Raw genomic sequence first — 25,172 nt, 5'->3', positions numbered from 1 at the left:
CCCTCAGTTTGGTAATCTCGTTATGATGCGTTGCGGTGGGCACGGAACCATTGCTCCAGCATCATCAGCACCCAGACCATGGTGCCATGGTAGCCGGCATGCTCTTTCAGGTGGGTGCCGACCAGCTGTTCGATGAAGTCGCCGCGCACCACCTTGCGCGCCTTGAGGTCGCTCAGGCTGTCCGCGGCCAGCTGCTGCAAGGCCTGGTGCTGCTGCAGCCAGACGCCGAACGGCAGGCCGAAACCGTGCTTCTGCTTGGTGATGATGGCATCAGGCAAGAAACCGCGCAATGCTTCCTTGAAGAACCAGCGCAACTGGGTGCCGTTCAGCTTCTGCTGCGGGGTCAGGCCGGCCGAAAAAGCCACAACCGCGTCGTGCAGGAAGGGGAAGGCCGCTTCCACGCCGGCCAGCTCGCAAGCCTTCATCACTTTCGGCAAGTCGTTGTCGGCCAGGGTGATCTGCAAGTCCAGCGCCAGCATGCGGTTGATCAGGGAGCGCGCTTCGCTGCGGCCATAGTTGCGTTCCAGGGTGGCAATCGGGTTGCCGATGTCGGCGGCGGCTAGGAAGTCGTCGGTGAACACTTGCTGCGGGCCATAGCGGCCCAGCAGGTTATACGTTTCCAGGCGCGCCGGCATGCCGACCGAGGCTTGCTCGATATAGCTGCGCGCCTTGCGCAGCAGGCGCACCCGCTCGCCGCCGGGGAAGTTGAACACGGCCGGTTCCAGCAGGGCCTTGCGCACCAGGCGCGGCACCCGCTCGTACAGCTCGAACACATGCTGCTTGGCATAGCGCTCGTTGCCGCCGAACAGTTCGTCGCCGCCATCGCCGCCGAACATGCGCTGCACGCCGTCGGCCTTGGCCATGCGCGCGCAGTAGAAAGCCGGCACCGCCGAGGCGTTGCCGAAGGGCTGGTCGAACACGGCCGCCACCTGCGGGATGGCGTTCGCCACGTCGTCCGGCGTCACATAGTATTCATGGTGCCGGGTGCCGAAATGACGCGAGGCGATGCGCGCGTATTCCATCTCGTCGTAGCCCTGGGCTTCGAAACCGATTGAGTAGGTATCGGCCGCCACGCCACCCACCTGGGTCAGCAAGCCGGCGATGGTCGAGCTGTCGGTGCCGCCCGACAGGAAGGCGCCGACCTTGCGGTCGCCCACCGCGTCCTTGACGCTGTGGCGCAGCACTGCCAGGAATTCCTCCTGCAGCTCACCGAACGTGCGCTTGCCCTCTTCCTCGAATTGCATGCGCCAGTAGGTGTGCTCTTCGACGCGGCCCTGCCGGTAATGCAGGTAGCGGCCGGGCAGCAAACGCTGCTGGCCCTGGTAGACGGTGCCGGGCGAAGGCACCATGTGGAAATACACGTAGTTGTACAAGCCCTGGTGGTCGAGCACGCCGGGCGTCAGCGGGTGGCGCACCAGCGCATCGGCCGAGCTGGCGAAGACCAGGGTTTCGCCGGCCAGTTGCCAGCTCAGCGGCTGGATGCCCATGCGGTCGGTGGCCAGCAAGGCTTCGCCGCTGCGTTCATCGAGGATGGCCAGGGTGAAGCAGCCATGCAGCTGGGCGCAGGTGCGCTGCGCGCCCTGCGCCCACAGCGTGGCGACAGTGGCAGCCACGCCCTGGCCGGCAGCCTGGGCCGCCAGCCCCGGGTCGACCAGGCGCGGCTGGCCCCACAGGGCCACCAGCAGGCCGTCGCGCTGGAACACGTCGGCGCTGCCGTCCAGCGCGGCCACGGCCACGCCGCTGCGCAGGCCGGACCGGGCATGCAGCGTGCCCTGGTCGAAGCGCAGCAGCGGCGCCGCCATCTGCTGCAGCAATTCCGGCGCAGCGGCCAGCCCTATCCATCCACAGATCCCGCTCATACGCTTCCCTTCCGCTTACACGAAGACTTCGACCGCCGCCGGGTGGCTCAGGAAAGCCGCCGGGCTGGCCGTGGCGCCATAGGCGCCCGATTGCAATACCACCACCAGGTCGCCTGCCTGCGCCTGGCCCAGTTCCATCTGGTCGGCCAGCAAGTCAAGCGGGGTGCACAGCGGGCCGACCACCGAGGCCAGCTCGCGCGGCCCGCCGGCCACCCTGTTGCCGATCAGCACCGGATAATTCTTGCGGATCACCTGGCCGAAATTGCCGGAGGCCGACAGGTGGTGGTGCAGGCCGCCATCGGTCACCAGGAAGACCTGGCCGCGCGATTCCTTGCGGTCGACCACGCGGCAGACATAGGCGCCGGCTTCGCCCACCAGGTAACGGCCCAGCTCGATCACCACTTCGGCGCCCTGCAGGCGCGGCCGCACTTGATCCATGATGCGCGCCAGGTTCCGGCCCACCGCTGGCAGGTCGAGCCGCTCTTCGCCCGGGAAATAGGGAATGCCGAAGCCGCCGCCGATGTTCAGGATGCGCGGCGCGCGCGGCGCCGCCTCGGCCAGGCGCAGCGCCAGCGCAAAGGTCTTTTCATGCGCCTCCTGCAGCGCGGCCGCCTTCAGGTTCTGCGAGCCGCTGAAGATGTGGAAGCCATGGAAATCCAGGCCCAGCGCGCCGATCCGCGCCAGCATGGCCGGCACGCGCTCGGCGTCGACCCCGAACTGCTTGGGGCCGCCGCCCATCTTCATACCGGACGATTTCAGCTCGAAGTCCGGGTTCACCCGCACGTTCACTTTCGGCACGATGCCCAGGCGCTGGCCGAGCACGGCGGCGCGCTCCATCTCGCCCTCCGATTCCAGGTTCAGCACGATGCCGGCGGCAATGGCGCAGGACAGCTCGGCCTCGCCCTTGCCCGGGCCGGCAAAGCTGATCTTGGCCGGCGCCATCACGGTGTCGAGCGCCACCCGCAGCTCGCCGCCGGAAGCGACGTCGATGCCGTCGACCAGGGTGGCCATGTGCTGCACCACGGCCGGCATCGGGTTGGCCTTCATGGCGTAATGCAGCTGCACGTCGTGCGGCAGGGCCGCGCGCAGTTCGGCCACGCGCTGCGTCATGGCGGCGCGCGAATAGGCGTAGAACGGGGTCTGGCCGACGCGGGCCGCCAGGCGCGGCAGCGGGATGCCGCCGATCAGCAGGCAATCATTGTCGACGGCGAACTGCAGCAGCGGGGCGTGCTGCGGGCGCACCCGCGGGGTGTCCATGCTCATGCGCCCTCCGCGAAGATATGCTCGTACTGGGTCGACAGCAGCTTGCGGTCGATCTTGCCGTTCGGATTGCGCGGTAGCGGCGTAGCCGACACCACCACCTTCTGCGGATGCATATAGGCCGGCAGGTGCGGCTTGATGGCGGCCAGCAGCTCGGCCTCGGTGAAGCTCTCGCCGGCGCGCGGGTAGGCCAGCAGCACGATGGCCTGGCCCAGGCCCGGGTGCTTGACGCCCAGCGCCGCCGCCTCGCCGACCTTGTCGCGCGCATACACCACCTCTTCCACCTCGGTCGGGCTGACGCGGTAACCGGAAGTCTTGATCATTTCATCGTTGCGGCTGATGAAATACAGGAAGCCTTCTTCGTCGCGGCGCACGATGTCGCCCGACCACACCGCCATCTCCACCAGCGGCAAGCCGTATTGCGACGAGGCGTAGGGCTTGAAGCGCTCGGCCGTCTTGGCCGGGTCGTTCCAGTAGCCCAGCGACACCAGGGCGCCGCGGTGCACCAGTTCGCCCGGCTCATTGGGCGCGCATTCGCTGCCGTCCGGGCGCAGCACCATCACTTCCGCGTTCGGGATGGCCTTGCCCATCGAGTCGGGGCGGCGCGCCAGTTCGGACGGCGGCAGGTAGGTCGAGCGGAAGGCCTCGGTCAGGCCATACATCAGGAAAGGCTGGGCATTGGGCAGGGCGGCGCGCAGGGCGTCGAGGGTGGCGCGCTGCATGGCGCCGCCGGAATTGGTCAGGTAGCGCAGCGTGCAGTCGGCCGGCCAGGCCAGCGGCGCCAGCTGGATCCACAGCGGCGGCACGGCGGCCAGGCCGGTGATTTTCTCCGCCACCACGGCGTTCAGCACATCCTTGGCGAACAGGTGGTTGATCAGCACCGCCGTGGCGCCGACGCGGAAGGCCGTGGTCAGCTGCGACAGGCCGTAGTCGAAGGACAGCGGCAGCACGGCCAGCAGGCGGTCGGCCGGCGTGTTCTCCAGGTAGGTGGAGACGCTGACGGCGCCGGCCACCATATTACGGTGCGACAGCACCACGCCTTTCGGGCGGCCGGTGCTGCCCGAGGTGTACAGGATGGCGGCCATGTCGGTGTCGATGCAGCGGTGGGCGGCGGCCGGCGGCGCGTCCTGCATGGCAGCGGCCCAGGGCAGCACGTGCAGTTGCGGGAAGCTGGGCAGCTCTTGCGCCTTGCCGGTCACGATCACCGTATGCAGGTCGGGGCAGGAGGGCAGGATGTCGGCCAGCAGGCGCAGGCGGTCGGCCGAGGTGACCAGCACCCGCACATTGCAGTCGCCCAGGATGTAGCCGACCTGCTCCGGCTTGAGCAGGGGATTGACCGGCACGAAGACGCCGCCGGCGCGGGCCGCGCCAAACATGGCGGCCACGTTCTCGATAGTCTTTTCCAGGTAGACGGCGACCCGTTCGCTGCGCTGCAGGCCGCGCGCCAGCAGGCCATCGGCAGCGCCCTGCACGGCGGCTGCCAGGGCGGCATAGTCGAGGCGGCGCTCACCGTAGACCAGGGCTTCGGCCTGGGGTGTGCGTTGCGCCGAAGCAAAAATAAATTGATGGATCAGGTCGCTCATATTACTTCGTCAATAGGGATTGCATTAATTATATTGCAAAAATATAGGATCCTTGCCGTACATCACCCTGCAAACGGCGGCAGGTGCAGGATTGTTGCAACAATCCTCGCACAAGCAAGAGTATTGCATTTAATATATGGTTTTCTGTGCAAAATCAAACTGCGTTGTGAAAAATCCTGTTAGCTCGTCGTCGCCGCAAAAGCCGGCAATCGCCCTGGTGGTCGGCCTGTGCAGCCACGGCTTGTCCGTGGTGCGCGGCCTGCACGAGGCGGGAGTGGAAGTGTACGCGCTGGAGAAGGATGCGTGGCGGCCGGGCGTACGCAGCAATGCCATCGAGCACACATTCCTGTGCAGCGAAGCCGAGATGAGCGACCTGGTGCCAACCCTGGCCAGCCTGCGCGCGCGCCTGCCGCAAGACCGCCAGGTGGTGCTCTTTCCCAGCAACGATACCCATGTGCGCCAGATGGGCGAGGGCCTGGAACAGTTGCGTCCGCACTATCTGCTGAGCTGGGCCGCTTGCGCGCAGCATGTGCTGCGGCTGCAGCGCAAGAACGAACTGGAGCAGGCGGCCCGCAGCCAGGGCTTGAACTATCCGCGCTCGGCCACCCTGCTCAGCGTCGAGGAGGCCGAGGCCGCGGTGGCCGGCTTCCGCTACCCTGTGATCCTGAAACCGGCGCGCCCGCTGTCCTCGTTCAAGACGGCGCTGGCGCAGGCCCTGCCCGAACTGCTTGCCCTGCTGCAGCAATACCAGGGCGACTTGCCGATCCTGGCCCAGGAGTACATTGCCGGCGACGACCAGAGCCTGTATTTCGGCGCCCTCGTGCTCGACCGCGGCGCAGTGGTGCAGGAAATGGTCGGCCGCAAGATCGCCTCCTTCCCGCCGGCGCGCGGCCAGACCACGGTGGCGGAAAGCGTCGACGAGCCGCAAGTGCTGGCCCTGACGCGCCAGTTCTTCGCCGGCCTCGACATGTCGGGCCCGGTCTCGCTTGAACTCAAGCGCGCTCCGGACGGCAGCTTCTGGGTCATCGAGCCGACGGTCGGGCGCACCGACTTCTGGCTCGAGCTGTGCGTGGCGGCCGGCTTCAACCAGGTCTACCAGGAATTCCAGCTTGCCCTCGGCCAGCGTGCCCGGCCGGGCACGCTGCGCGGCCCGGTCACCTGGTTTGACGCCGAGAACGACACCCTGTCCTACTGGCGCGCCGTGCGCGCCCAGCGCACGCTGCGGCCCTACGGCGGCAAGCGGCCGGCCTTCACCTACTGGCGCGCCAGCGACCCGCGGCCCTTCCTGCAGGCCTGCCGGGTCGGCCTGGCATGGCGCCTGCGGGCACGCCTGCAGCGCCTGCAAGGCAAGGCGCGCGAACAGCGCGGCAACGCCCTGCGCGTGCGTGAGCTGCCGATGGACCAGCCCTTGCCGCCCGAGCTGGCCGGATGGCTGCGCGCGCACCAGCCAGACCCGCTGTTCTGCACCCTGGACTGGTATGAAGCGCTGGTGAAATTCGAGCGCGAAGTCCACCCGGACAGCGGCCGCCGCTTCAGCTGGGTGTTTGCCTGGCGCGGCGAGCAGCCCTGCCTGGCGGTGCCGGTGGAACGGCTGCCGGGCCTGCTGCGCAGCATGGAAGTTCGCCTGCTGAGCAATTTCTACTCGCCCTGCGTCGGCCTGTTCATCGACCGCGCGCTGCTGTCGCCGCAGCAGAGCTGGCAATTGCTGCTGCAGGCGCTGGACCAGCTCGACAAGGGCTGGCTCAAGCTGAGCGCGGCGCCGGCCAGCCTGCAGCAGGCCGACCAGGCCAGCGAAGGCCTGGCCGCCCAGGGCCATGCCGTGCAGCGCGTGCCGCTGTCGGCCAATTATTCGGCCTATGCGCCCGACCTGGACAGCTACTGGGCCAAGCGCCCCTCGCAACTGCTGAACACCCTCAAGCGCAAGGGCAAGGCGCTGGCCCGCGAAGCGCACCGCTTCGAAGTGGTGACCGCGCCCACCGCGCAACAGGTGGAACATTACTGGTCGACCTACAGCCATAGCTGGAAGGGGCGCGAGCCGTCGCGCTCCTTCATTGACTGGCTGATGCACTGGAGCGCCGCGCGCGGCTACCTGCGCCTGGGCCTGCTGTACCTGGACCAGCAGGTGGTGGCCAGCCAGCTGTGGCTGGTCAACGAGGGCGTGGCCCATATCTTCAAGCTGGCCCAGGATTGCAACGCCGACCGCTTCTCGCCCGGCAGCCTGCTGACCGGGCACCTGATCGAATACGTCTACCGGCACGACCAGGTCGAGCGCATCGATTTCATGCTGGGCGCCGATCCCTACAAGGGCCTCTGGATGGAGCAGGAAAATCCCTGCTTTACGCTGGAAGTGCTGAACCGGCGCCATGTGCTGGCGCCCGCGCTGCGCCTGTACCTTGCCGTGCGCGGCCTGTTGCGCCAGCGCCGCGCCGGCCACGGCAGCGGACTGGCCGTGGCGCCGGGCTGAGCGGGCCACCTGCCAAGGGCAGGGCGGCGCTGTTCCATAATCGATAACAATGATGCACAATATGCAAGTGGCGACAGATGGCCGCCGGCTGCCCGGACCATGTACCATGTCACTTTTATTGCTGCTACGGAGTAACGCATGTATTTGGAAGAAGTAAAGACCATCCTGACCGATGTGCTGGCCCTCGGTCCCGCCGGACGCAGCCTGACCGAACACTCGGCCCTGCTGGGCAGCCTGCCCGAGCTCGATTCGATGGCCGTGGTACAACTGATCGGCGCCCTGGAAGAACAGTTCGGCTTCAGCATCGACGATGATGAAATCGACGCGGCCACCTTTGCCACCCTGGGCAGCCTGGCCGCCTTCGTGCAGCACAAGCTGACGGCGTAATGGCGGCGCCGGTACAGCCCCTGTTCCTCGGCCAGGGCGGCGCGGCCCGCTTCGGGCTGTACCATGCTCCGCAAGCCCCCTGCCGCGGCGCCTGGCTGTACCTGCCGCCGCTGGGCGAAGAAATGAACAAGGCGCGCCGCATGGCGGCGCTGCAGGCGGCTGCCCTGGCGCGCCAGGGGTATGCCGTGCTGCAGCTCGACCTGCACGGTTGCGGCGACAGCGCCGGCGATTTCGGCGACGCCAGCTGGGACAGCTGGCTGGCCGATGTCGCTGCCGGCTTGCAATGGCTGGCGGCCACCCTGGGGCCGGTGCTGGCGCAGCCGCCCGGCCTGTGGGGCCTGCGCCTGGGCGCCCTGCTGGCGCTCGACCATGCCAGCCGCGCCGCCGTCCCGCCTTCGGCGCTGCTGCTGTGGCAACCGGTGCTGCAGGGCAGCGCCCACCTGACGCAGTTCCTGCGCCTGAAAGTCGCCGCCCGGATGCTGGGCGAGCAGGCTGGCGAAGGCGGCACGGCCGCCTTGCGCGCCGCCCTGGCGCGCGGCGAAGCGCTGGAAATTGCCGGCTATACGCTGGCGCCGGCGCTGGCCCTGGGCTTCGACGGCCTGGATGCCAGCCGCCTGCCGCCGCCCTGCCCGGTGCACTGGTGCGAAGTGGTCGCGGACGCGGGCCGCCCGCTGCCGCCGGCGGCGGCACGCGTGCTGAAGGCCTGGCAGGAGGCCGGCGTCGTTGCCGCCACCCGCCTGGCACCCGGCCCCCAGTTCTGGGCTACCCAGGAGATCGCCGAAGCGCCGGACCTGCTGGCTGCCACCTGCGCGCTGCTGGACGAGGCTTGCCATGCGTGACGACCAGGCCCTCAGCTTTGCCTGCGGCGGCGACACCCTGGTCGGCATCCTCAGCCCGGCGCCGGGCCCGGCCACGCGCGGCGTGCTGGTGATTGTCGGCGGGCCGCAGTACCGCGCCGGCAGCCACCGCCAGTTCACCCTGCTGGCGCGCCAGCTGGCCGCGCGCGGCATCCCGGTCTTGCGCTTCGATTACCGCGGCATGGGCGACAGCGACGGCGCCGCGCGCGGCTTCGAGCAGGTCGATGCCGATGTCGCGGCCGCCATCGACGCCTTCCAGGCTGCCGTGCCCGGCCTGCGCGAAGTGGTGCTGTGGGGCTTGTGCGACGGCGCCGCTGCCGCCCTGTTCTACGGCCATCGCGACGCGCGCGTGCGCGGCCTGGTGCTGCTCAATCCCTGGGCCCGCACGGCCGCCGGCCTGGCGCGCAGCACCCTCAAGCATTATTACTGGCAGCGCCTGCGCGATCCGGCCTTGTGGCGCAAGGTGGCCAGCGGCCGCTTTGCCGCCGGAGCCGCCTTGCGCTCCCTGCTCGGGATGCTGGGCGCGGCACGCCAGCCGGCGCCGGCCGCCGCCCCCGCGCAGGCGGCGCCGGCCATCCCGCGCGACGGCAGCGCGCCGCCGCTCAGTGCCGACTTGCCGGCGCGCCTGCTGGAGGCCATGCAGCGCTTCCGCGGCCGCGTCCTGTTCATTTTCAGTGGCGCCGACCTGACGGCGCAGGAGTTCCTCGACATGACCAAGGCTTCGCGCCGCTGGCAGCAATTGCTGGCGGGCCCCGCCGTGCAGCAGCATACGCTGGCCGGCGCCGACCACACCTTCTCCACCCGCGCCTGGCGCGACCAGGTGGCCGACTGGACTGCGCAATGGGTGCAGGCGTGGTAAAGCGCGTGCTGATGGTGGCGTTCCACTTCCCGCCGCTGCGCGGCAGCAGCGGCATCCAGCGCACGCTCAAGTTCGCCCAATACCTGCCGGCCCTGGGCTGGCAGCCGCTGGTGCTGTCGGCGCACCCGCGCACCTACGTCAACCAGGGCCCGGACCAGCTGGCGGAAATCCCGCCGCAAGTGGTGGTCAAACGCGCCTTCGCCCTCGATTCCGGGCGCCACCTGGCCTGGCGCGGCCGCTACCTGGGCTTTACGGCCTGGCCCGACCGCTTTGTCGGCTGGTGCCTGGGCGCCATTCCGGCCGGGCTGTCGCTGGTGCGGCAATACCGTCCGCAAGTGCTGTGGAGTACCCACCCGATCGCCAGCGCCATCCTGATCGGCCTGGTGCTCCACAAGCTGACCCGCCTGCCGTGGGTGGTCGATTTCCGCGACCCGATGACCGACACCAACTACCCGCGCGACGCACGCGTGCGCGCCATCTGGCGCTGGATCGAACGCAAGGCGGTGCACAACGCGGCGCTGGTGGTCTGCAATACACCGAGCGCGGTGGTGACCTATACCACGCGCTATCCGGAACTGCCGCGCAGCCGCTTCACCATGCTGGAGAACGGCTACGACGAGGAAAACTTCCGCAGCGCCGGCGCCCAGGCTGCCGGCCACGCGCGCCCGGCCGGCCAGCCCTTCACCCTGGTGCACAGCGGCATCATCTACCCCTCGGAACGCGACCCGGTGCCGCTGGTGCGCGCCCTGTCCGAACTGAAGGCGGCCGGCGCCATCGATGCCAGCCAGCTGCACATCGTGCTGCGCGCCACCGCCCACGACGACTACGTCAGCGCCCTGCTGGCCGAGCACGGGATCAGCGACCTGGTCAGCCTGGCGCCGCACGTGCCCTACCAGGCGGCGCTGGCGGAAATGCTGGCGGCCGACGGCTTGCTGGTGCTGCAGGCCAGCAATTGCAACCACCAGATCCCGGCCAAGCTGTATGAATACCTGCGCGCCGGCCGTCCGATCCTGGCCCTGACCGATGCCGTCGGCGATACCGCCGCCACCTTGCGCGCGGCCGGGGTCGATACCATCGCCCCGCTGGACGACAGCGAAGGCATCAAGCGCGGCCTGCTACACTTCCTGCAGCTGGCACGCGCCGGCCAGGCGCCCCTGCCGGCGCCGGCCGCCGTGGCCGCGGCATCGCGCCAGGCGCGCACCGTTGAACTGGCACGCATGCTCGACAGCGTGCTGCCCCAATCGCAGGCCCTGCCGGCCCCGGCCGGCTCCACGGAGGAAGTATGAAAACCCGTTTCCTGGCGCTGGCCGCCATCCTGTACGCCATTGCCGTACCCGGCAGCGCCCGCATGGTCTGCGGCGAAGCCACCAATGGCCAGCACGACTTCCGCACCGTGCCGGATTACTTTATCAAGCTGGTGCATGCGCGCCACTTTACCGACGATATCGAGCAGGGCATCCGCGGCGAATCGAGCGTGCTCGGCGCCGACCTCGAATACACGCTGCTGCACATCCCCAACCATCCGCGGGCGCTGAACACCGCCTTGCGCCTGGCGCCGCGCAACCGCAGCGGCATCATCGAGGGCGCCAAGCTGCCGATCGAATGCTATTTCGAGCGTGCGGTACGCTTCTTCCCCGACGACAGCAACGCCTGGCTGATGTATGCGCGCTTTGCCTATGCCAAGGAGCGCCAGGGCCAGGCGATGGAAATGCTGCAAAAGGCACTCGAGCTGTCGCCGGAAGACCCGGCCATCAACTACAACATCGGCCTGATCTATGCCAAGCAGAAGAAGTTCGAGCAGGCCCTGCCTTATGCCCAGAAGGCTTACGCCCTGCAGTTCCCGCTGCCGGCACTGAAGCAGACCCTGGTCAAGGCCGGCAAATGGGTGGAACCGCCGCCAGCGCCGCCCGAAGAAAAGGCCGAGGTAGCGCCTGAAGGGGAAAGCAAGCCGGAAGCCAAGGGCGAGGACAAGGCCGGCAACAGCGCCGGCGAACCCGCCGGCGCCGCCGCCGCCCCGGCCTCGGCAGCCACTGCGCCAGCGCCCGTCAAGCCATGATGCGGCTGCTGGCGCGGCGCGGCGCGGCGTTCGCCGCCCTGCTGCTGCTGATGGCAGCTGCCAGCGTGTATCCGGCGCCGCGCCTGCCGCTGGCCATGCTGCTCAGCGGCTACATGGCGCTGCTGCTGTGGCGTCCGCAAGCCTGGCTGCTGGCCGTGCCGGCCCTGCTGCCAGTGCTGGACTTTGCCCCCTGGACCGGCTGGTTCTTCCTGGAAGAACTGGACTTGCTGCTGCTGGCCACCTGCGCCGCCGGCTATTGGGCCGTGGGGCGCGCGCCCGCGCCCACCAAGCTGCCCGCCCTGGCGCGCTTCGCGCTGGGCCTGTTCGCGCTGTGCTACCTGGTGGCGGCCTGGCGCGGCGTGATGCCGCTGGCGCCGCTCGATGCCAATGCCTTCGCCAACTACACCAGTCCCTATAATGGCTTGCGGGTGCTGAAAGGCGTGCTGTGGCCGCTGCTCTTGCTGCCGCTGCTGCGCGCAACCGCCGGCGAGCAGGGCAGCAACCTGCAGCGCCTGCTGGTGCCCGGCATGATCCTGGGCCTGGTGGCCTGCAGCCTGGCCGTGGTCTGGGAGCGCATGGCCTTCCCCGGCCTGTTCAATTTTTCCAGCGACTACCGCCCCACGGCGCCGTTTTCCGCCATGCATACCGGCGGCGCGGCGCTCGATGCCTACCTGGCGATGGCCTTCCCCTTCGTCACGCTCTGGCTGGTCAACCACCCGCCGCCGCGCCGCCTGGCGCTGGGGCTGGCGGCGCTGGGCCTGGGGCTGTTTGCCGGGCTGACCACCTTCTCGCGCGATATTTACTTGGCGTATGCCGCGGCCGGCGCCGTCATCGTGGGGCTGGGTGCGGCCCATCATTTGCGCGGCGGCACCCTGTCCCTGCGCAACATGGCAGCCGCCTTGATGCTGCTGGTGCTCAGCTATTGGGTACTGGGCCAGGTGTTTGCCCACGGCGGCTACCGCGGCCTGGGCGCTGCGCTGGGCTTGCTGGCCACCGCCCTGCTGCTGGGCGGCGCCGCGCCGCGCCTGCCCCAGCCGCCGGCGGCAGCCGGCCTGGGCCTGGTGCTGCTCTTGCTGGTGGGGTTGATCGGCATGCTTGGCTCGGCCAGTCCGCTGGCCAAGGGGCCCTACCTGGCGTACGCCATCGCCCTGCTGTGCGCCGGCGGCGGGGCGGCCCTGCTGGCCGCCGGGCCGGCGCCGCAACGCCCCTGGGGCGTGCTGCTGCTGGCTGCCGCCCTGCCGGCGCAGGCGCTGGCGGCCGCCCTGGTGGCGCGCCATTACGGCGGCAACGAAGCCCTGCCCGGCATCGCCCCGGCCATCGTGCTGGCCCTGGCCATGGGCGCCGGCCGCCTGCTGCCGCAACGGCCGTGGACGCTCAACCGCGGCACCCTGACCGTGGGCTTCTTCAGCGCCATCGTGTTTGCGGCCCTGATACCGATTTCCAGCAGCTATTACACCGGCAGCCGCTTTGCCACCGTGGGCAACGACCTGGGCGTGCGCGTGGCGCACTGGAGCGATGCGCTGGGCATGATGGACGACACGGCCATGACGACCGCGTTCGGCCAGGGCCTGGGCCGCTTCCCGACCGCCTACATGTGGCACAACACGCAAGGCGAAGTGCCGGGCACGTTCAGCTATGCCGAAGAAGCGGGCAACCGCTTCCTGCTGCTGGGCGCAGCCCAATATGCGCGCGGCTGGGGCGAGGTGCTGCGCATGCTGCAGCACGTCGATGTCCAGCCGGGCCAGCATTACCGCCTGCGGCTGGACATCCGGCGCAAGAGTGCCGACGCGCTGCCGGTGGCGATGGTGTGCCAGCGCTGGCTGATCTATCCGCAGGATTGCAGCGTGGTGAAATTCCAGGCCATGCCCCTGGTCGATGGCTGGCAAAGCGTGGAAGGCGAACTGCCGGTGCGCGGCGCACGCAGCAGCTGGGGCGCGCCGCTGGTGCTCGAGCTGTACAACCATTCGCACAAGGCGCCGCTGGAAGTCGACAATGTGAGCCTGGTGGAAGCTGGCACCGACCGCGAACTGATCCGTAATGGCAGCTTCAGCGGCGGCAACGATTTCTGGTTCTTCAGCAGCGACCGCAACCACATGCCCTGGCACGTGAAGAATTTCGCGGTCAACCAGCTGTTCGAGCTGGGCTGGGTGGGCGCGCTGGCCACCGCCTTCCTCTTGCTGGCACTGGGCGGACGGATGATGGCGCGCGGCCTGGCCGGCGACAGCTATGCCGCGGTCAGCCTGGCCGCGCTGACCGGCTGCATGATGGTGGGGCTGTTCGATTCCATCACCGACGTGCCGCGCCTGACCATCGTGTTCCTGCTGGTGGCCCTGGCGGGCAGCCTGAAGCCGGCGCGCAAGCGCATCAAGGTGCGCCGCCAGCGCGCCGAAGCCGAAGACGAGGGCGCCGACGCCGTCCCTGGCTGAGTAGCGGGGCGCGCCCGCTCAGGAGGAGGCCTTGATGGCGTGGCGCTCCAGCAAGTCGTACAGGGTCGGGCGCGACACGCCCAGCAGTTCGGAAGCCTTGACGATATTGCCTTCGACGCGGGCCAGCGCGCGCACGATGGCGCGGTATTCGGCTTCGTCGCGCACCTGGCGCAGGTTGAACGGCTCTTCCTCCACCGGCGCGCCCGACAGGCCGAGGTCGTCGGCCGTGATGGCCGGGCCGTCGGCCATGATGATGGCGCGCTTGATGCAGTTTTCCATTTCGCGCACATTGCCCGGCCAGTCATGGTGGGCAATCTGGGCCAGGGCGTCGGGGGAAAAGTGCAGGTTGCCGCGCCCTTCCTGGGCGCAGAAGCGGTTCTTGAAGTGCTGCGCCAGCAGCACCGAGTCGCCGTCGCGCTCGCGCAGCGGCGGGATGGTCAGCACGATTTCCGACAGGCGGTAGTACAGGTCTTCGCGGAAGCGGCCGGCCTTGACTAGCTCTTTCAGGTTCTGGTGGGTGGCGCAGACAATGCGCACGTCGACCGGGATTTCCTCGTGGCCGCCGACGCGCTCGATCACGCGCTCCTGCAGGAAGCGCAGCAGCTTGGCTTGCAGCGGCATCGGCAGGTCGCCCACTTCGTCCAGGAAGAAGGTGCCGCCGTTGGCCGCTTCCACCTTGCCCTTGGTCTGCTTCACGGCGCCGGTGAAGGCGCCCTTCTCGTAGCCGAACAGCTCGGATTCCAGCAGGGTCTCCGGAATCGCCGCGCAGTTGATGGCCATGAAGCGTTCCTTGGCGCGCGGGCTGCCCTGGTGCAGGGCGCGCGCGATGACTTCCTTGCCGGTGCCCGATTCGCCCAGCACCATGGTGGTGGCCGAGCTGGGCGCCACTTTTTCCACCTGGCGGCACACCTTCAGCATGCCGGGGTCGCGCGAGATGATGCCGGCCAGCGGGGTGTCGGCGCCGCCTTGCTGCATGCGGCGGTTTTCCTGCTGCAGGCCGTGCAGGAAGAAGGCGCGCCGAATCACCAGCGCCAGCAGTTCCGGTTCGCAGGGCTTCTGGTGGAAGTCGTAGGCACCCATGGCAATCGCCTGCACCGCGTGCGCGCGGTCCTGGTTGCCGGTCAGGACGATGACCTTGGTGTCCGGCGCCAGCGCCAGGATCTGCTGCAGCGTGGCCAGGCCCTCGGTGGCGCCGTCCGGGTCGGGCGGCAGGCCGAGGTCCATGGTGCACACGGCCGGCTCGTGGCGGCGCAACTGGGCCAGCGCCGCTTCGCGGTCGCCCGCCACGACCACGTCGTAGTCGTCGAAACTCCACTTGAGCTGCTTTTGCAGGCCGGGATCGTCTTCGATAATCAACAGCTTGGGTTTGCTCTGGCTCACAACAGGTCCTTGCGCCTTCAGGCGGCTTGTTCAATGGTTTGCTGGCGGTACAGCGGCAGGCTGACCGTGAATGTGGTGCCTTGTTCCGGCGTGCTGCGCACCTGCAGCGTTCCCCCCAGCTGGTGGATGTATTCCCGGCTTTCGAAGGCGCCGATGCCCATGCCGGCCGACTTGGTCGAATCGAAGGGCTTGAACAGGCGCTCGCGGATGAACTCTTCGCTCATGCCGCTGCCGGTGTCGGCCACTTCCACCAGCACGCTGTCGCCCTCGCGCGCCAGGCGCACGCACACCTTGCCGTCGCGCGGCGTGGCTTCGATGGCGTTCTGGATCAGGTGGCCCAGCACCCTTTCCAGGCGTTCGCCTTCGGCCAGCACTTTCAGGCCGGCATCGGCCAGCTGCAGCGACGGCTTGGGCTCGAAGGCGGCCTTCAGCGCCACGGCCTGCGCCAGCAAGGTGCCGAGGTCTTGCGGCACGGCGCGCTCGGGGGAGGCGGTACGGCTGAGCTTTTGCAGCATCAGTTTCATTTTTTGCACCGACAGGGTCACGGTCTCCATCATATCGCGTTGGAACTCGGGATTGTCGGCATGTTTTTCCGCATTGGCGGTCAGCAGCGACAGCTGCGCCACCAGGTTCTTCAGGTCGTGCACCACGAAGGTGGACAGGCGGTTGAACGAGTCGAACTGGCGCGCCAGCATCAGGGCATTGTCGGCCTCCTGCTGGGCCAGGTAGGAGGCGGCCTGGGTGCCGGCAATCTTCAGCAGATCCAGCACTTCCCAGTTGAGCTTGACTTCGCTGCGCGAGGCCATCAACACCACGAAGCCGGCCAGCCGGCCCTGCAGCAGGAGCGGCACCACCAGCCAGGCCTTGGGGAAGGCCAGCAGCCAGGCCGGCAACGGCACTTCCGGATCGTGCAAGTCGTGGGCGGCGACTTCCACCAGCCATTGCTTGCTTTCCATTAATCGGCAGAACGCCGAATCGGCCGGCTCGCTCGCCTGCTGGGCCTGCACATGCCAGGAGGCCAGCGGTTCGAAGCGCTGTTCGCGGCGTATCCACAGGGCGCCGCCCTGGCTCTCCACCAGCTCGGCCAGGGCGGAAATGGTGCGCTCGCCCAGGTTGGGTCCGGTAGCCGACAGGGTGCGGGTAAACGCCAGCCACTCTTCGCGGTAATCGTAGTTGTAGCGGTAGAAATGCTTGCTGATGAACACTTTCAGCCAGGCGCGGAAGGACCCCGAAAACAGCACGCCCGCCAGCAGGAAGGTGGCGCCAAACAGGAAGGCCAGCTGCATCAGGCCGCCCCAGGAGCCGCCCACGAAACGCAGGTAGTAGGCGGCCATGCTCATCGCCAGCAGGTAGACTGCCGAGCCCAGCAGCGCCGCCGAATGGAAGGCCACGCGGCGCGAGACGGCCAGCTGGGCCGGCCAGGAGGCGCGCCGCAACAGGGAAATCGCCAGCAGCGGTACGATCAGCGCATTGACCAGGCCGCGCGCCGCCCACAGCTCGGGATCGAGTTCGCGCAGCAGCAGCATATCGCTGTACAGGTAGAAATCGTAGGCAAACAGCGCACCCAGGCCGAGGCAGATGAATTTCATGGCCCACCGCACCTGCACGCTGCGGTCGCGGTAGAGCTGCTCCACCAGCAGCATGCCCAGCACCGCCATGCCAAGGCGGCCGATGGCCAGCACGTGGAAGCCCAGGCCGGCCGGCAGTTGCTGCGCCAGCAGGCTGGCCAGCAGCATGGCGCCATACACGGCGAGGCTGGCCTGGAAGGTGCGCGCACCGCGCTGCCACAGGCCCAGCATGGCCAGCAGCACGGCCGTCCAGGCCGCATTGCGCAGCCATTCGGCGCCGTGCAGCACCCACGGCGCCCACGGCACCACGGTGGCGCTGGCCATCACCGCACCCCACAGCACGGTCAGCAGCGAGGCCGTGGCCAGCACGCGCTGGTGCGGTCGCTGGTCCGGGCGCTGGCGCCAGCCGGTCAGGACCAGCACGCTAAATAACAGAAACGCCAGCGCAGCGCTGGCGTAACTGAAGGCGGTGATACTGGTCGGCATCAGGCCTCCATGTCCTTAACGGCCTCCCCTGAACATGACCACCTTGATGGTATCGATCAGGACCAGCACGTCGAGCAGCAGGCTGTTGTTCTTGACGTAGTACAGGTCGTACTGCAGTTTCTGCAGCGCGTCTTCGACCGTATCGCCATAGCCATAGCGCACCTGGGCCCAGCCGGTGATGCCTGGCTTGATGCTGTGGCGCACATTGTAATAAGGCACGCGCTCCGTCAGTTGCTCGACGAAGTAAGGACGCTCGGGGCGCGGGCCGACGAAGGACATCTCGCCCTTCAGCACATTGAGGATCTGCGGCAGTTCGTCAATACGCAGCTTGCGGATGATATTGCCCACGCGCGTGATGCGCGGGTCGTTCTTGGCGGCCCACTGCGGCGTGCCGTTCTTTTCCGCGTTCTTGAACATGCTGCGGAATTTCAGGACGCGGAACACGCGGCCATCCATGCCCACCCTTTCCTGCGAATAGAAGATCGGCGCGCCATCCTCGATCACGATGGCAATCGCGGTCAGGATCATGACCGGCAGGGACACCACCAGCAGCGATACGCTAGCCAGCACATCCACCGCGCGCTTCATGAAGGTGCGCATGAAGCTCTGGTCGAAGCCGCCGCCGAACACCAGCCAGGAAGGCTGCACCGATTCCACGCGGATCTGGTAGGTTTCGCGCTCGAAGAAGGTGGCGGCATCGGTGACCTGGATGCCATACAGCTTGCATTCGAGCAGTTCCTTGATCGGGAAGGCGCCGCCGCGGCGGTTCTGCACCGAGACCACGATTTCCGATACGCGCTGGGCGTTTGCCAGCGCTACCAGCGAACCGCCCTCAGGCAGGCGCAGCAGCTGGTTCTGCGCCACGCAGATTTCTTCCGAGGGCACCGCGACATAGCCGGCCACGTCGTAGCGGCGGTAGTTGGTCTCGCGCGTGGCCAGCTCGCCGCATTCCTTGGCCAGGGCGCCGCCGCCGAGGAAGATGATGCGGGTGGCAAGGAAATGCGTGCGCGATGTCTTCATGAACATGGCGCGCGCCAGCAGGATGCCGGCGCCGGAAATGATGAACACCAGCACCAGGATGCCGCGCCCGAAATACAGGTCGGGCGCCAGGTAGAACACCAGGGTCAGGATGCAAAAGCCCATGGCGAAGGAAGGCATCAATTGCAGGAAGAAGGGATTGCGCAAGCCTTCCTGGAAATTGATCTGGTACATGCCCAGCGCAGACATGCTGAACACGATGGCGGCCGCAAAAATGCAGGCCGACATGAAGAAGTGGTCGAGCTTCGGTATGGCGAACTGGTCACCGTCGAAAAAACGCAGGCCAGCACCAGCGTAGAACGAGCCAATCAGGATCAACACCTCCAGGAAAAGCAGGCTGAAGACAACCTTGGAAATGTAGTGATTGGAAATTCTTAGCATTTTTATTCCCTCCCGCTTTGCTGCGCATGCCGGCCGTGAAAGCGCGCGGAGCCTTCCGGCCATGTCTCGTTAACTGTCTTGCGGGGCCAGGTGGCGGACATACCAATCCATGGCCTCCTTCAACCCCTCGCCGATACGGTGCGATGGATCGAACCCCAAAAGCTCGCGCGCCTTGGTGATATCGGCCTGCGAATGGCGCACGTCGCCGGCCCGGAATTCCTGGTATTGCGCCTGGTGCTGGAGCAGGTGCGGGAAACGCTCCTGCAGCAGCTCGCGCATCATCAGGTACAGTTGGTTGAGGCTGGTGCGCTCATTGAGCGCGACGTTGTACACCTGGTTGGCAGCGCCCGGCTTGTCGGCCATGGCTGCCAGCAGGTTCGCTTGCACCACGTTGTCGATGAAGCAGAAATCGCGGCTGGTTTCGCCGTCGCCGTTGATGAACAGGGGACGGTTGCGGATCAGGGCCGACACCCACTGCGGTATCACTGCCGCATAGGCGCCTTCCGGATCCTGGCGCGGCCCGAACACATTGAAGTAGCGCAGGCCGATGGTTTCCATGCCATAGGTGCGCGCGAAGACATCGGCGTACAGTTCATTGGCATACTTGGTGACGGCATAGGGCGACAGCGGCCGGCCGATGGTGTCTTCCACTTTCGGCAGCGCGGGATGGTCGCCGTAAGTGGAACTGGACGCGGCGTAGACGAAGCGCTTCACTTTCGCGTCGCGCGCCGCCACCAGCATGTTCAGGAACCCGGTCACATTGGTGCCGTGGGTCAGCAGCGGATCGTCGATCGAGCGGCTGACCGACCCCAGTGCGGCCTGGTGCAGGACGAAATTAATCGGCAAACCCGCTTTGCCGGCGCAGGCTTGCTGGCAGGTCGCCAGGTCGCGGATATCGCCTTCGATAAAGGTAAACGAAGCCCAGGCCGCGGAACCGACCGCTTCGCGCACCTGGTCCAGGTTGTGCTGGTGGCCGGTGGCGAAGTTGTCCAGGCCCGTGACCTGCTGGCCGAGCTTGAGCAGCGCCTCCACCAGGTTGGAGCCGATGAACCCGGCGGCACCCGTCACCAGCCAATGATATCGCTGGCCACGCAAGTGCAGCCGCACGTCGTCAAACTTGCCCACTACAGCCCTCCCAGGCTTCCCTGATATTTTTCTTACAGGCGCCAGACGCTGTATCCGGCTTCTTCCAGGCCTGCCATATTGAATGCCGATTTCACGTCGATGAAGACGCCGCCCGGGTTCAGCTTGGCCGACAGGTCGGCCAGCGACAGCGCCAGCAATTCCTTGTGCGACACTGCCGCCACCACCGCATCGGCTTGCGGCAGGCTGTCCCAGCTTTCCAGGCGAATACCATATTCGTGCACCGATTCTTCCGAATCGGCTACCGGGTCGTGCACATGCACGTCCAGGCCATACGACTTCAGTTCAAACACCACGTCCGCCACCTTCGAATTGCGCAAGTCCGGGCAGTTTTCCTTGAAGGTCAGGCCCAGCACGTTCACTTTCGCGCCCTTGATGTGGCAGCCCGCCGCGATCATCTGCTTGACGGTCTTCTCGGCCACGAACTTGGCCATGCCGTCGTTGATGCGGCGCCCCGCCAGGATCACCTGCGGGTGGTAGCCGATCATGTCGGCCTTGTGGGTCAGGTAGTAAGGATCGACGCCGATGCAGTGGCCGCCAACCAGGCCGGGACGGAAAGGCAGGAAATTCCACTTGGTGCCAGCCGCCTGCAGCACTTCCAGCGTATCGATGCCGATCTTGTCGAAGATGATTGCCAGCTCGTTCATCAGCGCGATATTCAGGTCGCGCTGTGTATTTTCGATCACCTTGGCCGCTTCCGCAACTTTCACGCTGGAAGCCCGGTATACCCCAGCCGTCACTATCGATTCATATAGTTTAGCAACCTCTTCGAGCGTTGCAGGATTATCTCCCGAAACCACCTTCAGGATGGTGGTCAGGCGGTGCTGCTTGTCGCCTGGATTGATACGTTCAGGGGAGTAGCCGACATTGAAATCTTGCGGCCATTTCAGGCCGGAATGCTTTTCCAGCACGGGGATGCAGACTTCTTCGGTGGCGCCCGGGTAGACCGTCGATTCGTACACGACGATGGCGCCCTTCTTCATGTACTTGCCGACCGTGGTCGAGGCGCCGACCAGCGGGCTGAAATCGGGCGAATGGGCATTGTCGACCGGGGTCGGCACGGCCACCACGATGTAATCGGCTTCGGCCAGGGCGGCCGGATCGTAGGTCACGTGCAACCGGGTCGCTTCGCGCAATTCCGCTTCCGACACTTCGCCGGTCGGATCGCAGAACTGGCGGTAATTCTCGATCTTGGACTGCGACAGGTCAAAACCGATAGTCTTGCGTTTCTTGCCGAACTCAACAGCCAGCGGCAGGCCGACATAGCCGAGGCCAACTACAGCAACTACCTTTGTGTCATCCATGTTTAGTTCCTGATCAGAATTACTTATTACACTTATGCTAACCATATAACAGCTGCCTGCCAACTACAATGCTGGGTTCACAATGAACGCCCGATTTCCAGGGGAAAACCGGCCGCATGCAGTCGCTTTCGCTCTGCGCGCATTTAACATTTCTTTGTGGAACAGTTGGATCGGCGCCACGGTCAGCATTGACTTGGCCGTCAACTTTATTGCAATTGTGGCATTCATTGTCAATTTTACACCACGATGGCCCGCCTGTCACAGCCTTTATGCGAGTTACCCCTCGGCAAAGGCTTTTCCGCGACAGCCCAGGCTGCGCTCAGGCCGCGATCCGGGACTGCAGCCTGGACTGGGGCGCTTCCATGCGGCACCACAGTTCGAACTCGACGATATCGAACAGCGGGATGGCAGGCTCGGCCTCGTCGGCCTTCATGCGGTCGAGTTTTTGCAGCAAGGCCGGCACGTTGTAGATGCCGCGTTCGCGCGCGGCCCGGCTGGCGAGCAGGTCGCGCGCCATTTCATACATGGCGCCGCACAGCCAGCGGCGCGATGGCACCGGGAAGCCCATCTTGTCGACGCGCGTGCGCACCAGCTCGGGAATCCGGCCGCGCAGGGCCTCGCGCTGCACGTACTTGTTCCAGTGGCCGCGCATATGCCACTCGTCCGGCAACTGGAACAGCAATTCCACCAGGCGGTAGTCGAGGAAGGGCACCCGTCCTTCGATCGAATGGGCGCTGGCGTTGCGGTCTTCCACCCGCAGGAACAGCGGCAGGGGCGCCACCGTGACCGCGTTGCTGAGCGTGGCCGGCAGGCGCTGGTCGCGCGCCGCCGGCTGCGGCAGGGCATGGCGGCACAGCTCCGGCTGCAGCCACGGACTGGCGCCGGCGGCAGCACCGGCACGCCGCAGCGCCAGTGCGCGGTAGGGCGGCAGCGCAGAGAGCGCGTTGCGCAGGCCCAATTCGAGCTGGGCGCGGAAATGCCGACCGGTGGCGCCGCCGTGGTGGCGCACAAAGGCAGCCATCTCGTTCCAGGCCTGGAGTGGCCGGCCGGCGCGCATCAGGCTGTGCCAGTAATGGCGGAAAAATGCCGGGTAACCGGCTGCCGTCTCGTCGGCGCCCTGCCCGTTCAGCACGACCTTGACGCCGCGCGCGGCGGTCTGCTTCATGAGCTGGAAGCTGACCGCCGCCGCCATCGAATGCACCGGTTCGTCCTGGTGCCAGAGCAGTTGCGGCAAATCGTCCCAGATCTGGCGCGCGTTCGCATGCAGCGGTTCCATGAGGGCGCCGGTCTCGGCCAGCGTGGCGTCGATGTAGCGGCGCTCGTCGAAGTCCTCGTCCATGAAGCTGAAGGTGCGCAGCGGGTCGCTGGCGCCGTCGGCGGCACGGATGCGCGCCGCCTCGCACAGGATGGCGCTGGAATCGAGGCCGCCCGACAGGTGCACGGCAACCGGCACGTCGCTGCGCATATGCAGGCGCATGGCATCTTCGAACAGGGCTGCGTACTCGCCGGCCGGGTCGGCCACATGGCGCGGCGCGATCTGCGCCACGCTCCAGTAGCTCCACTCGCGGTAGCTGCCGTCCAGGCCCAGTTCGAAGGCACAGCCGGCCCCGACCGGGAGAATCTGCTGGTAGAACGACGCCTGGCCGGAGTCCAGCGCCTGCGCCCCATGCACCAGGAAATCGGCCGCCACCTGCCAGTTGGTCTCCACGCTGACGCGGCCCGAGTCGCGAATGGCCTTGATTTCCGAGGCGAACATCACCTGCGAGCTGTCCTGGTAGCGGTACAGGGGCTTGATGCCGAAGCGGTCGCGGGCGCCGAACACATGGTTGCGGCGCCGGTCATGGATCAGGAAGGCCCACATGCCGTTCAGGCGCGACAGGCATTGCTGGCCCCACTGCTGGTAGGCGTGCAGCAGGACTTCGGTATCGCTGCGGGAGCGGAACTGGTGGCCCAGGCCCTCCAGCTCGCGCCGCAATTCGAGGTAGTTGTAGATTTCGCCGTTGAAGACGATGGTCAGGCTGGCATCGGGCAAGCTCATCGGCTGGTGGCCGGCCAGGGACAGGTCCAGGATGGCCAGGCGCCGGAAACCAAAGCCAAGCGGCCCGGCCAGGTAATGGCCTTCGTCATCCGGCCCGCGATGCCAGATCAGGTCGCTCATCCGCTTCAGCAGGGCCAGCTCGGCAGGACGGCCGTTGGTGTTGAGCACTGCTACCAGTCCACACATAGTCAACTCTTTCGCAAGGACACGCCCAGCTTCGGAGCAGGCAAATGTTGTGATTACTGGCAGTTATCATATATTACCCACAATAAACGTCAATATCAAAGAGGAAACATAGTTTTCTTTTTACTATTGCAGGATGAGGGTCGCGTGCGGCGTGGACGCGCTGCGCGCCGCGATCTGTTTCAGCTTGAACACGGCAATGGCTTGTGCCACCCATTCGGCCTGGCGCGCCAGGCTGCTGGCAGCCGCTGCCGCTTGCTCGACCAGGGCGGCATTCTGCTGCGTGATGCCGTCGATATGCACCACGGCCTGGTTGACCTGGCCGATGCCGCGGCTCTGCTCCTGGGTGGCATGGTGGATTTCGTCCATGACGCGGGTAACGCGGCCGACCGACTCGATCACTTCGCTCATGGTGGCGCCCGCGTTGCTGGTCAGCCTGGCGCCGGCGTCGACTTTCGCGATCGAACTGTCGATCAGCTGCTTGACCTCCTTGGCGGCCGTGGCCGAACGCTGGGCCAGGCTGCGCACTTCGGTGGCGACCACGGCAAAGCCCTTGCCATGCTCGCCGGCGCGGGCCGCTTCCACGGCGGCATTCAGGGCCAGGATATTGGTCTGGAAGGCAATGCCGTCGATCATGCCGATAATGTCGAGGATCCTGCGCGACGACTGGCTGATGTCGTCCATCGTCTGCACCACTTGCGAGACGATGGAGCCGCCGGCTGCCGCCACGCTGGAAGCCTGGCCGGCCAGTTCATTGGCGCTGTGCACGCTGGCCGCGCTCTGCTGCACATTGCTGGTCAGCTGCTCCATGCTGGCCGCCGTCTGCTGCAAGCTCGAGGCCTGCGATTCGGTCCGGCCCGACAGGTCGAGGTTGCCGCTGGCGATTTCGCTGGTGGCGGTCTGGATCTCGTCGAAGTTGCTGCGCACATCGCCGATGATGCTGTGCAGGTTGACATTGGTCTGGCGCAGTGCGGCCAGCAACTGCCCCATTTCATTGTCGGCCCCGATCTCGAGGACACCGGTCAGGTCGCCGCCGGCCATCTTGCGCGCAAAGCCCGTCGCCTGGCGCAGCGGCTGCACGATGGCGCGCTGCAGCGCGTACCAGAAGGCCAGCGTGAAGACGCTGAAGGCGGCATTGGCGAGCGTCATCCACAGCGGAGCGCCCTGCACCGCGCCGGACACGGCGAGCAGGGCCAGGAAGCCGCTCAGCGCACCCATGCCGATGCCGATCAGCCTGGCCAGCGAGAGCTCGCGCAAGCGGCCGGCCCAGTGGCGCCAGCCCGGCCGGCGCAGGCGGCCGCGTTCCAGGCGCAGGCGGCGCGGATTGCCTTCGCGCAGTTCGCGGTAAAGATGGTCGGCCTGCGCCACCTGTTCGCGGCTGGGCTTGCTGCGCACCGACATATAGCCGACCGGGCGGCCGGCCTCGATCACCGGCGTCACGTTGGCGTACACCCAGTAGAAGTCGCCGTTCTTGCAGCGGTTCTTGACCATGCCGCTCCACGGCATGCCGGCCCTGATGGTGGCCCACAGGTCGGCAAACGCCTCGGCCGGCATGTCCGGATGGCGCAGGATATTCTGCGGCGCGCCGATCAGCTCCTCTTCAGTAAAGCCGCTGACTTCGATGAAGTAGGGATTGGCGTAGGTGATCTTGCCCTTCAGGTCCGTGGTCGAGACGATGGTCTTGCCGTCGTCCAGGATGAACTCCTGGCTGGTGACAGGGGTGTTGAGGCGCATGGCAGTGCTCCTTGTTCGGCAATCTACAGGGGAGAATTGGCACGAACCGGGAGCGGGGGTCCGCATGGCCTGGCGGGACGCAAGCGGGCGTCCCTGGCCATATCATGCAGTCAAGTATAGGAAGATGATGCGCTGCGGAAACTCACCAAAAATTGTAATAGGAAAA

At 66.8% G+C, this 25,172-nt stretch carries 17 protein-coding genes; 7 read left to right on the top strand and 10 right to left on the bottom strand.

Going from position 1 to position 25,172, the window contains the following annotated elements:
* Positions 1 to 20 precede the first annotated feature (20 nt).
* From ACN9MW_RS02580 to ACN9MW_RS02570, 3 genes are read right to left on the bottom strand one after another with little or no spacing between them, the layout of a single operon-like run.
* Positions 21 to 1,859, bottom strand: a complete 1,839-nt coding sequence (locus ACN9MW_RS02580) for an asparagine synthetase B family protein (RefSeq protein ID WP_426167281.1) — start codon at positions 1,857 to 1,859, stop codon at positions 21 to 23.
* 15 nt (positions 1,860 to 1,874) lie between these two features.
* A complete protein-coding gene (locus ACN9MW_RS02575) occupies positions 1,875 to 3,122 on the bottom strand; it encodes a pyridoxal-dependent decarboxylase, exosortase A system-associated (protein WP_426167279.1) in 1,248 nt (415 codons plus the stop codon).
* Complete coding sequence (locus ACN9MW_RS02570) at positions 3,119 to 4,702, bottom strand: acyl-CoA ligase (AMP-forming), exosortase A system-associated (protein ID WP_426167277.1); 1,584 nt, start codon at positions 4,700 to 4,702, stop codon at positions 3,119 to 3,121. The genes ACN9MW_RS02575 and ACN9MW_RS02570 overlap by 4 nt, the downstream gene beginning before the upstream one ends.
* A 166-nt stretch (positions 4,703 to 4,868) precedes the next feature.
* Here ACN9MW_RS02570 and ACN9MW_RS02565 point away from each other — a divergent pair, with 166 nt between their 5' ends.
* The 7 genes from ACN9MW_RS02565 (at position 4,869) to ACN9MW_RS02535 (ending at position 13,751) form a co-directional block, all read left to right on the top strand.
* Positions 4,869 to 7,166, top strand: a complete 2,298-nt coding sequence (locus ACN9MW_RS02565) for a GNAT family N-acetyltransferase (protein WP_426167275.1) — start codon at positions 4,869 to 4,871, stop codon at positions 7,164 to 7,166.
* A 138-nt stretch (positions 7,167 to 7,304) separates the two neighbouring features.
* Positions 7,305 to 7,553 (top strand): acyl carrier protein, encoded by a 249-nt coding sequence (locus tag ACN9MW_RS02560; protein WP_426167273.1) that lies wholly within the window; start codon positions 7,305 to 7,307, stop codon positions 7,551 to 7,553.
* Positions 7,553 to 8,392 carry a hydrolase 2, exosortase A system-associated gene (locus ACN9MW_RS02555; protein ID WP_426167271.1) on the top strand — a complete coding sequence of 280 codons (840 nt, stop codon included), beginning with the start codon at positions 7,553 to 7,555 and terminating at the stop codon, positions 8,390 to 8,392. The genes ACN9MW_RS02560 and ACN9MW_RS02555 overlap by 1 nt, the downstream gene beginning before the upstream one ends.
* The gene (locus ACN9MW_RS02550) at positions 8,385 to 9,269 is read left to right on the top strand and encodes a hydrolase 1, exosortase A system-associated (protein ID WP_426167269.1); all 885 of its coding nucleotides are present in this window, start codon (positions 8,385 to 8,387) and stop codon (positions 9,267 to 9,269) included. Before ACN9MW_RS02555 ends, ACN9MW_RS02550 begins: the two co-directional genes overlap by 8 nt.
* Positions 9,251 to 10,555: a glycosyltransferase gene (locus ACN9MW_RS02545; RefSeq protein ID WP_426167267.1), complete on the top strand. Its 1,305-nt coding sequence runs from the start codon at positions 9,251 to 9,253 to the stop codon at positions 10,553 to 10,555. Before ACN9MW_RS02550 ends, ACN9MW_RS02545 begins: the two co-directional genes overlap by 19 nt.
* Positions 10,552 to 11,325 (top strand): tetratricopeptide repeat protein, encoded by a 774-nt coding sequence (locus tag ACN9MW_RS02540; RefSeq protein ID WP_426167265.1) that lies wholly within the window; start codon positions 10,552 to 10,554, stop codon positions 11,323 to 11,325. Before ACN9MW_RS02545 ends, ACN9MW_RS02540 begins: the two co-directional genes overlap by 4 nt.
* On the top strand, positions 11,322 to 13,751 hold the full coding sequence (locus ACN9MW_RS02535) for a hypothetical protein (RefSeq protein ID WP_426167263.1): 2,430 nt from the start codon (positions 11,322 to 11,324) through the stop codon (positions 13,749 to 13,751). Before ACN9MW_RS02540 ends, ACN9MW_RS02535 begins: the two co-directional genes overlap by 4 nt.
* Before the next feature lie 18 nt (positions 13,752 to 13,769).
* Here the strand turns inward: ACN9MW_RS02535 and prsR are convergent, their stop codons facing one another.
* The 7 genes from prsR to ACN9MW_RS02500 form a co-directional block, all read right to left on the bottom strand.
* A complete protein-coding gene (gene prsR, locus ACN9MW_RS02530) occupies positions 13,770 to 15,131 on the bottom strand; it encodes a PEP-CTERM-box response regulator transcription factor (protein WP_426167261.1) in 1,362 nt (453 codons plus the stop codon).
* Positions 15,132 to 15,148: 17 nt separating this feature from the next.
* The gene (gene prsK / locus ACN9MW_RS02525) at positions 15,149 to 17,185 is read right to left on the bottom strand and encodes an XrtA/PEP-CTERM system histidine kinase PrsK (RefSeq protein WP_426167259.1); all 2,037 of its coding nucleotides are present in this window, start codon (positions 17,183 to 17,185) and stop codon (positions 15,149 to 15,151) included.
* A 15-nt stretch (positions 17,186 to 17,200) separates the two neighbouring features.
* Complete coding sequence (locus ACN9MW_RS02520) at positions 17,201 to 18,604, bottom strand: TIGR03013 family XrtA/PEP-CTERM system glycosyltransferase (RefSeq protein WP_426167257.1); 1,404 nt, start codon at positions 18,602 to 18,604, stop codon at positions 17,201 to 17,203.
* Positions 18,605 to 18,673: 69 nt separating this feature from the next.
* On the bottom strand, positions 18,674 to 19,729 hold the full coding sequence (locus ACN9MW_RS02515; RefSeq protein WP_426167255.1) for an SDR family oxidoreductase: 1,056 nt from the start codon (positions 19,727 to 19,729) through the stop codon (positions 18,674 to 18,676).
* Positions 19,730 to 19,761: 32 nt separating this feature from the next.
* The gene (locus tag ACN9MW_RS02510) at positions 19,762 to 21,051 is read right to left on the bottom strand and encodes a nucleotide sugar dehydrogenase (protein ID WP_426167253.1); all 1,290 of its coding nucleotides are present in this window, start codon (positions 21,049 to 21,051) and stop codon (positions 19,762 to 19,764) included.
* 319 nt (positions 21,052 to 21,370) lie between these two features.
* Positions 21,371 to 23,275 carry an asparagine synthase (glutamine-hydrolyzing) gene (gene asnB / locus ACN9MW_RS02505; RefSeq protein WP_426167251.1) on the bottom strand — a complete coding sequence of 635 codons (1,905 nt, stop codon included), beginning with the start codon at positions 23,273 to 23,275 and terminating at the stop codon, positions 21,371 to 21,373.
* A 123-nt stretch (positions 23,276 to 23,398) separates the two neighbouring features.
* Entirely contained in the window at positions 23,399 to 25,006 is a 1,608-nt protein-coding gene (locus ACN9MW_RS02500) for a methyl-accepting chemotaxis protein (protein WP_426167249.1), read from the bottom strand.
* Between the last annotated feature and the right edge of the window lie 166 nt (positions 25,007 to 25,172).

Source organism: Pseudoduganella sp. R-34 (genome assembly GCF_049904655.1).
Taxonomy (GTDB): Bacteria; Pseudomonadota; Gammaproteobacteria; order Burkholderiales; family Burkholderiaceae_D; genus Rugamonas.
The sequence above is the reverse complement of the archived record's forward strand: the minus strand, read 5'-3'. Positions and strand labels throughout refer to the sequence as shown.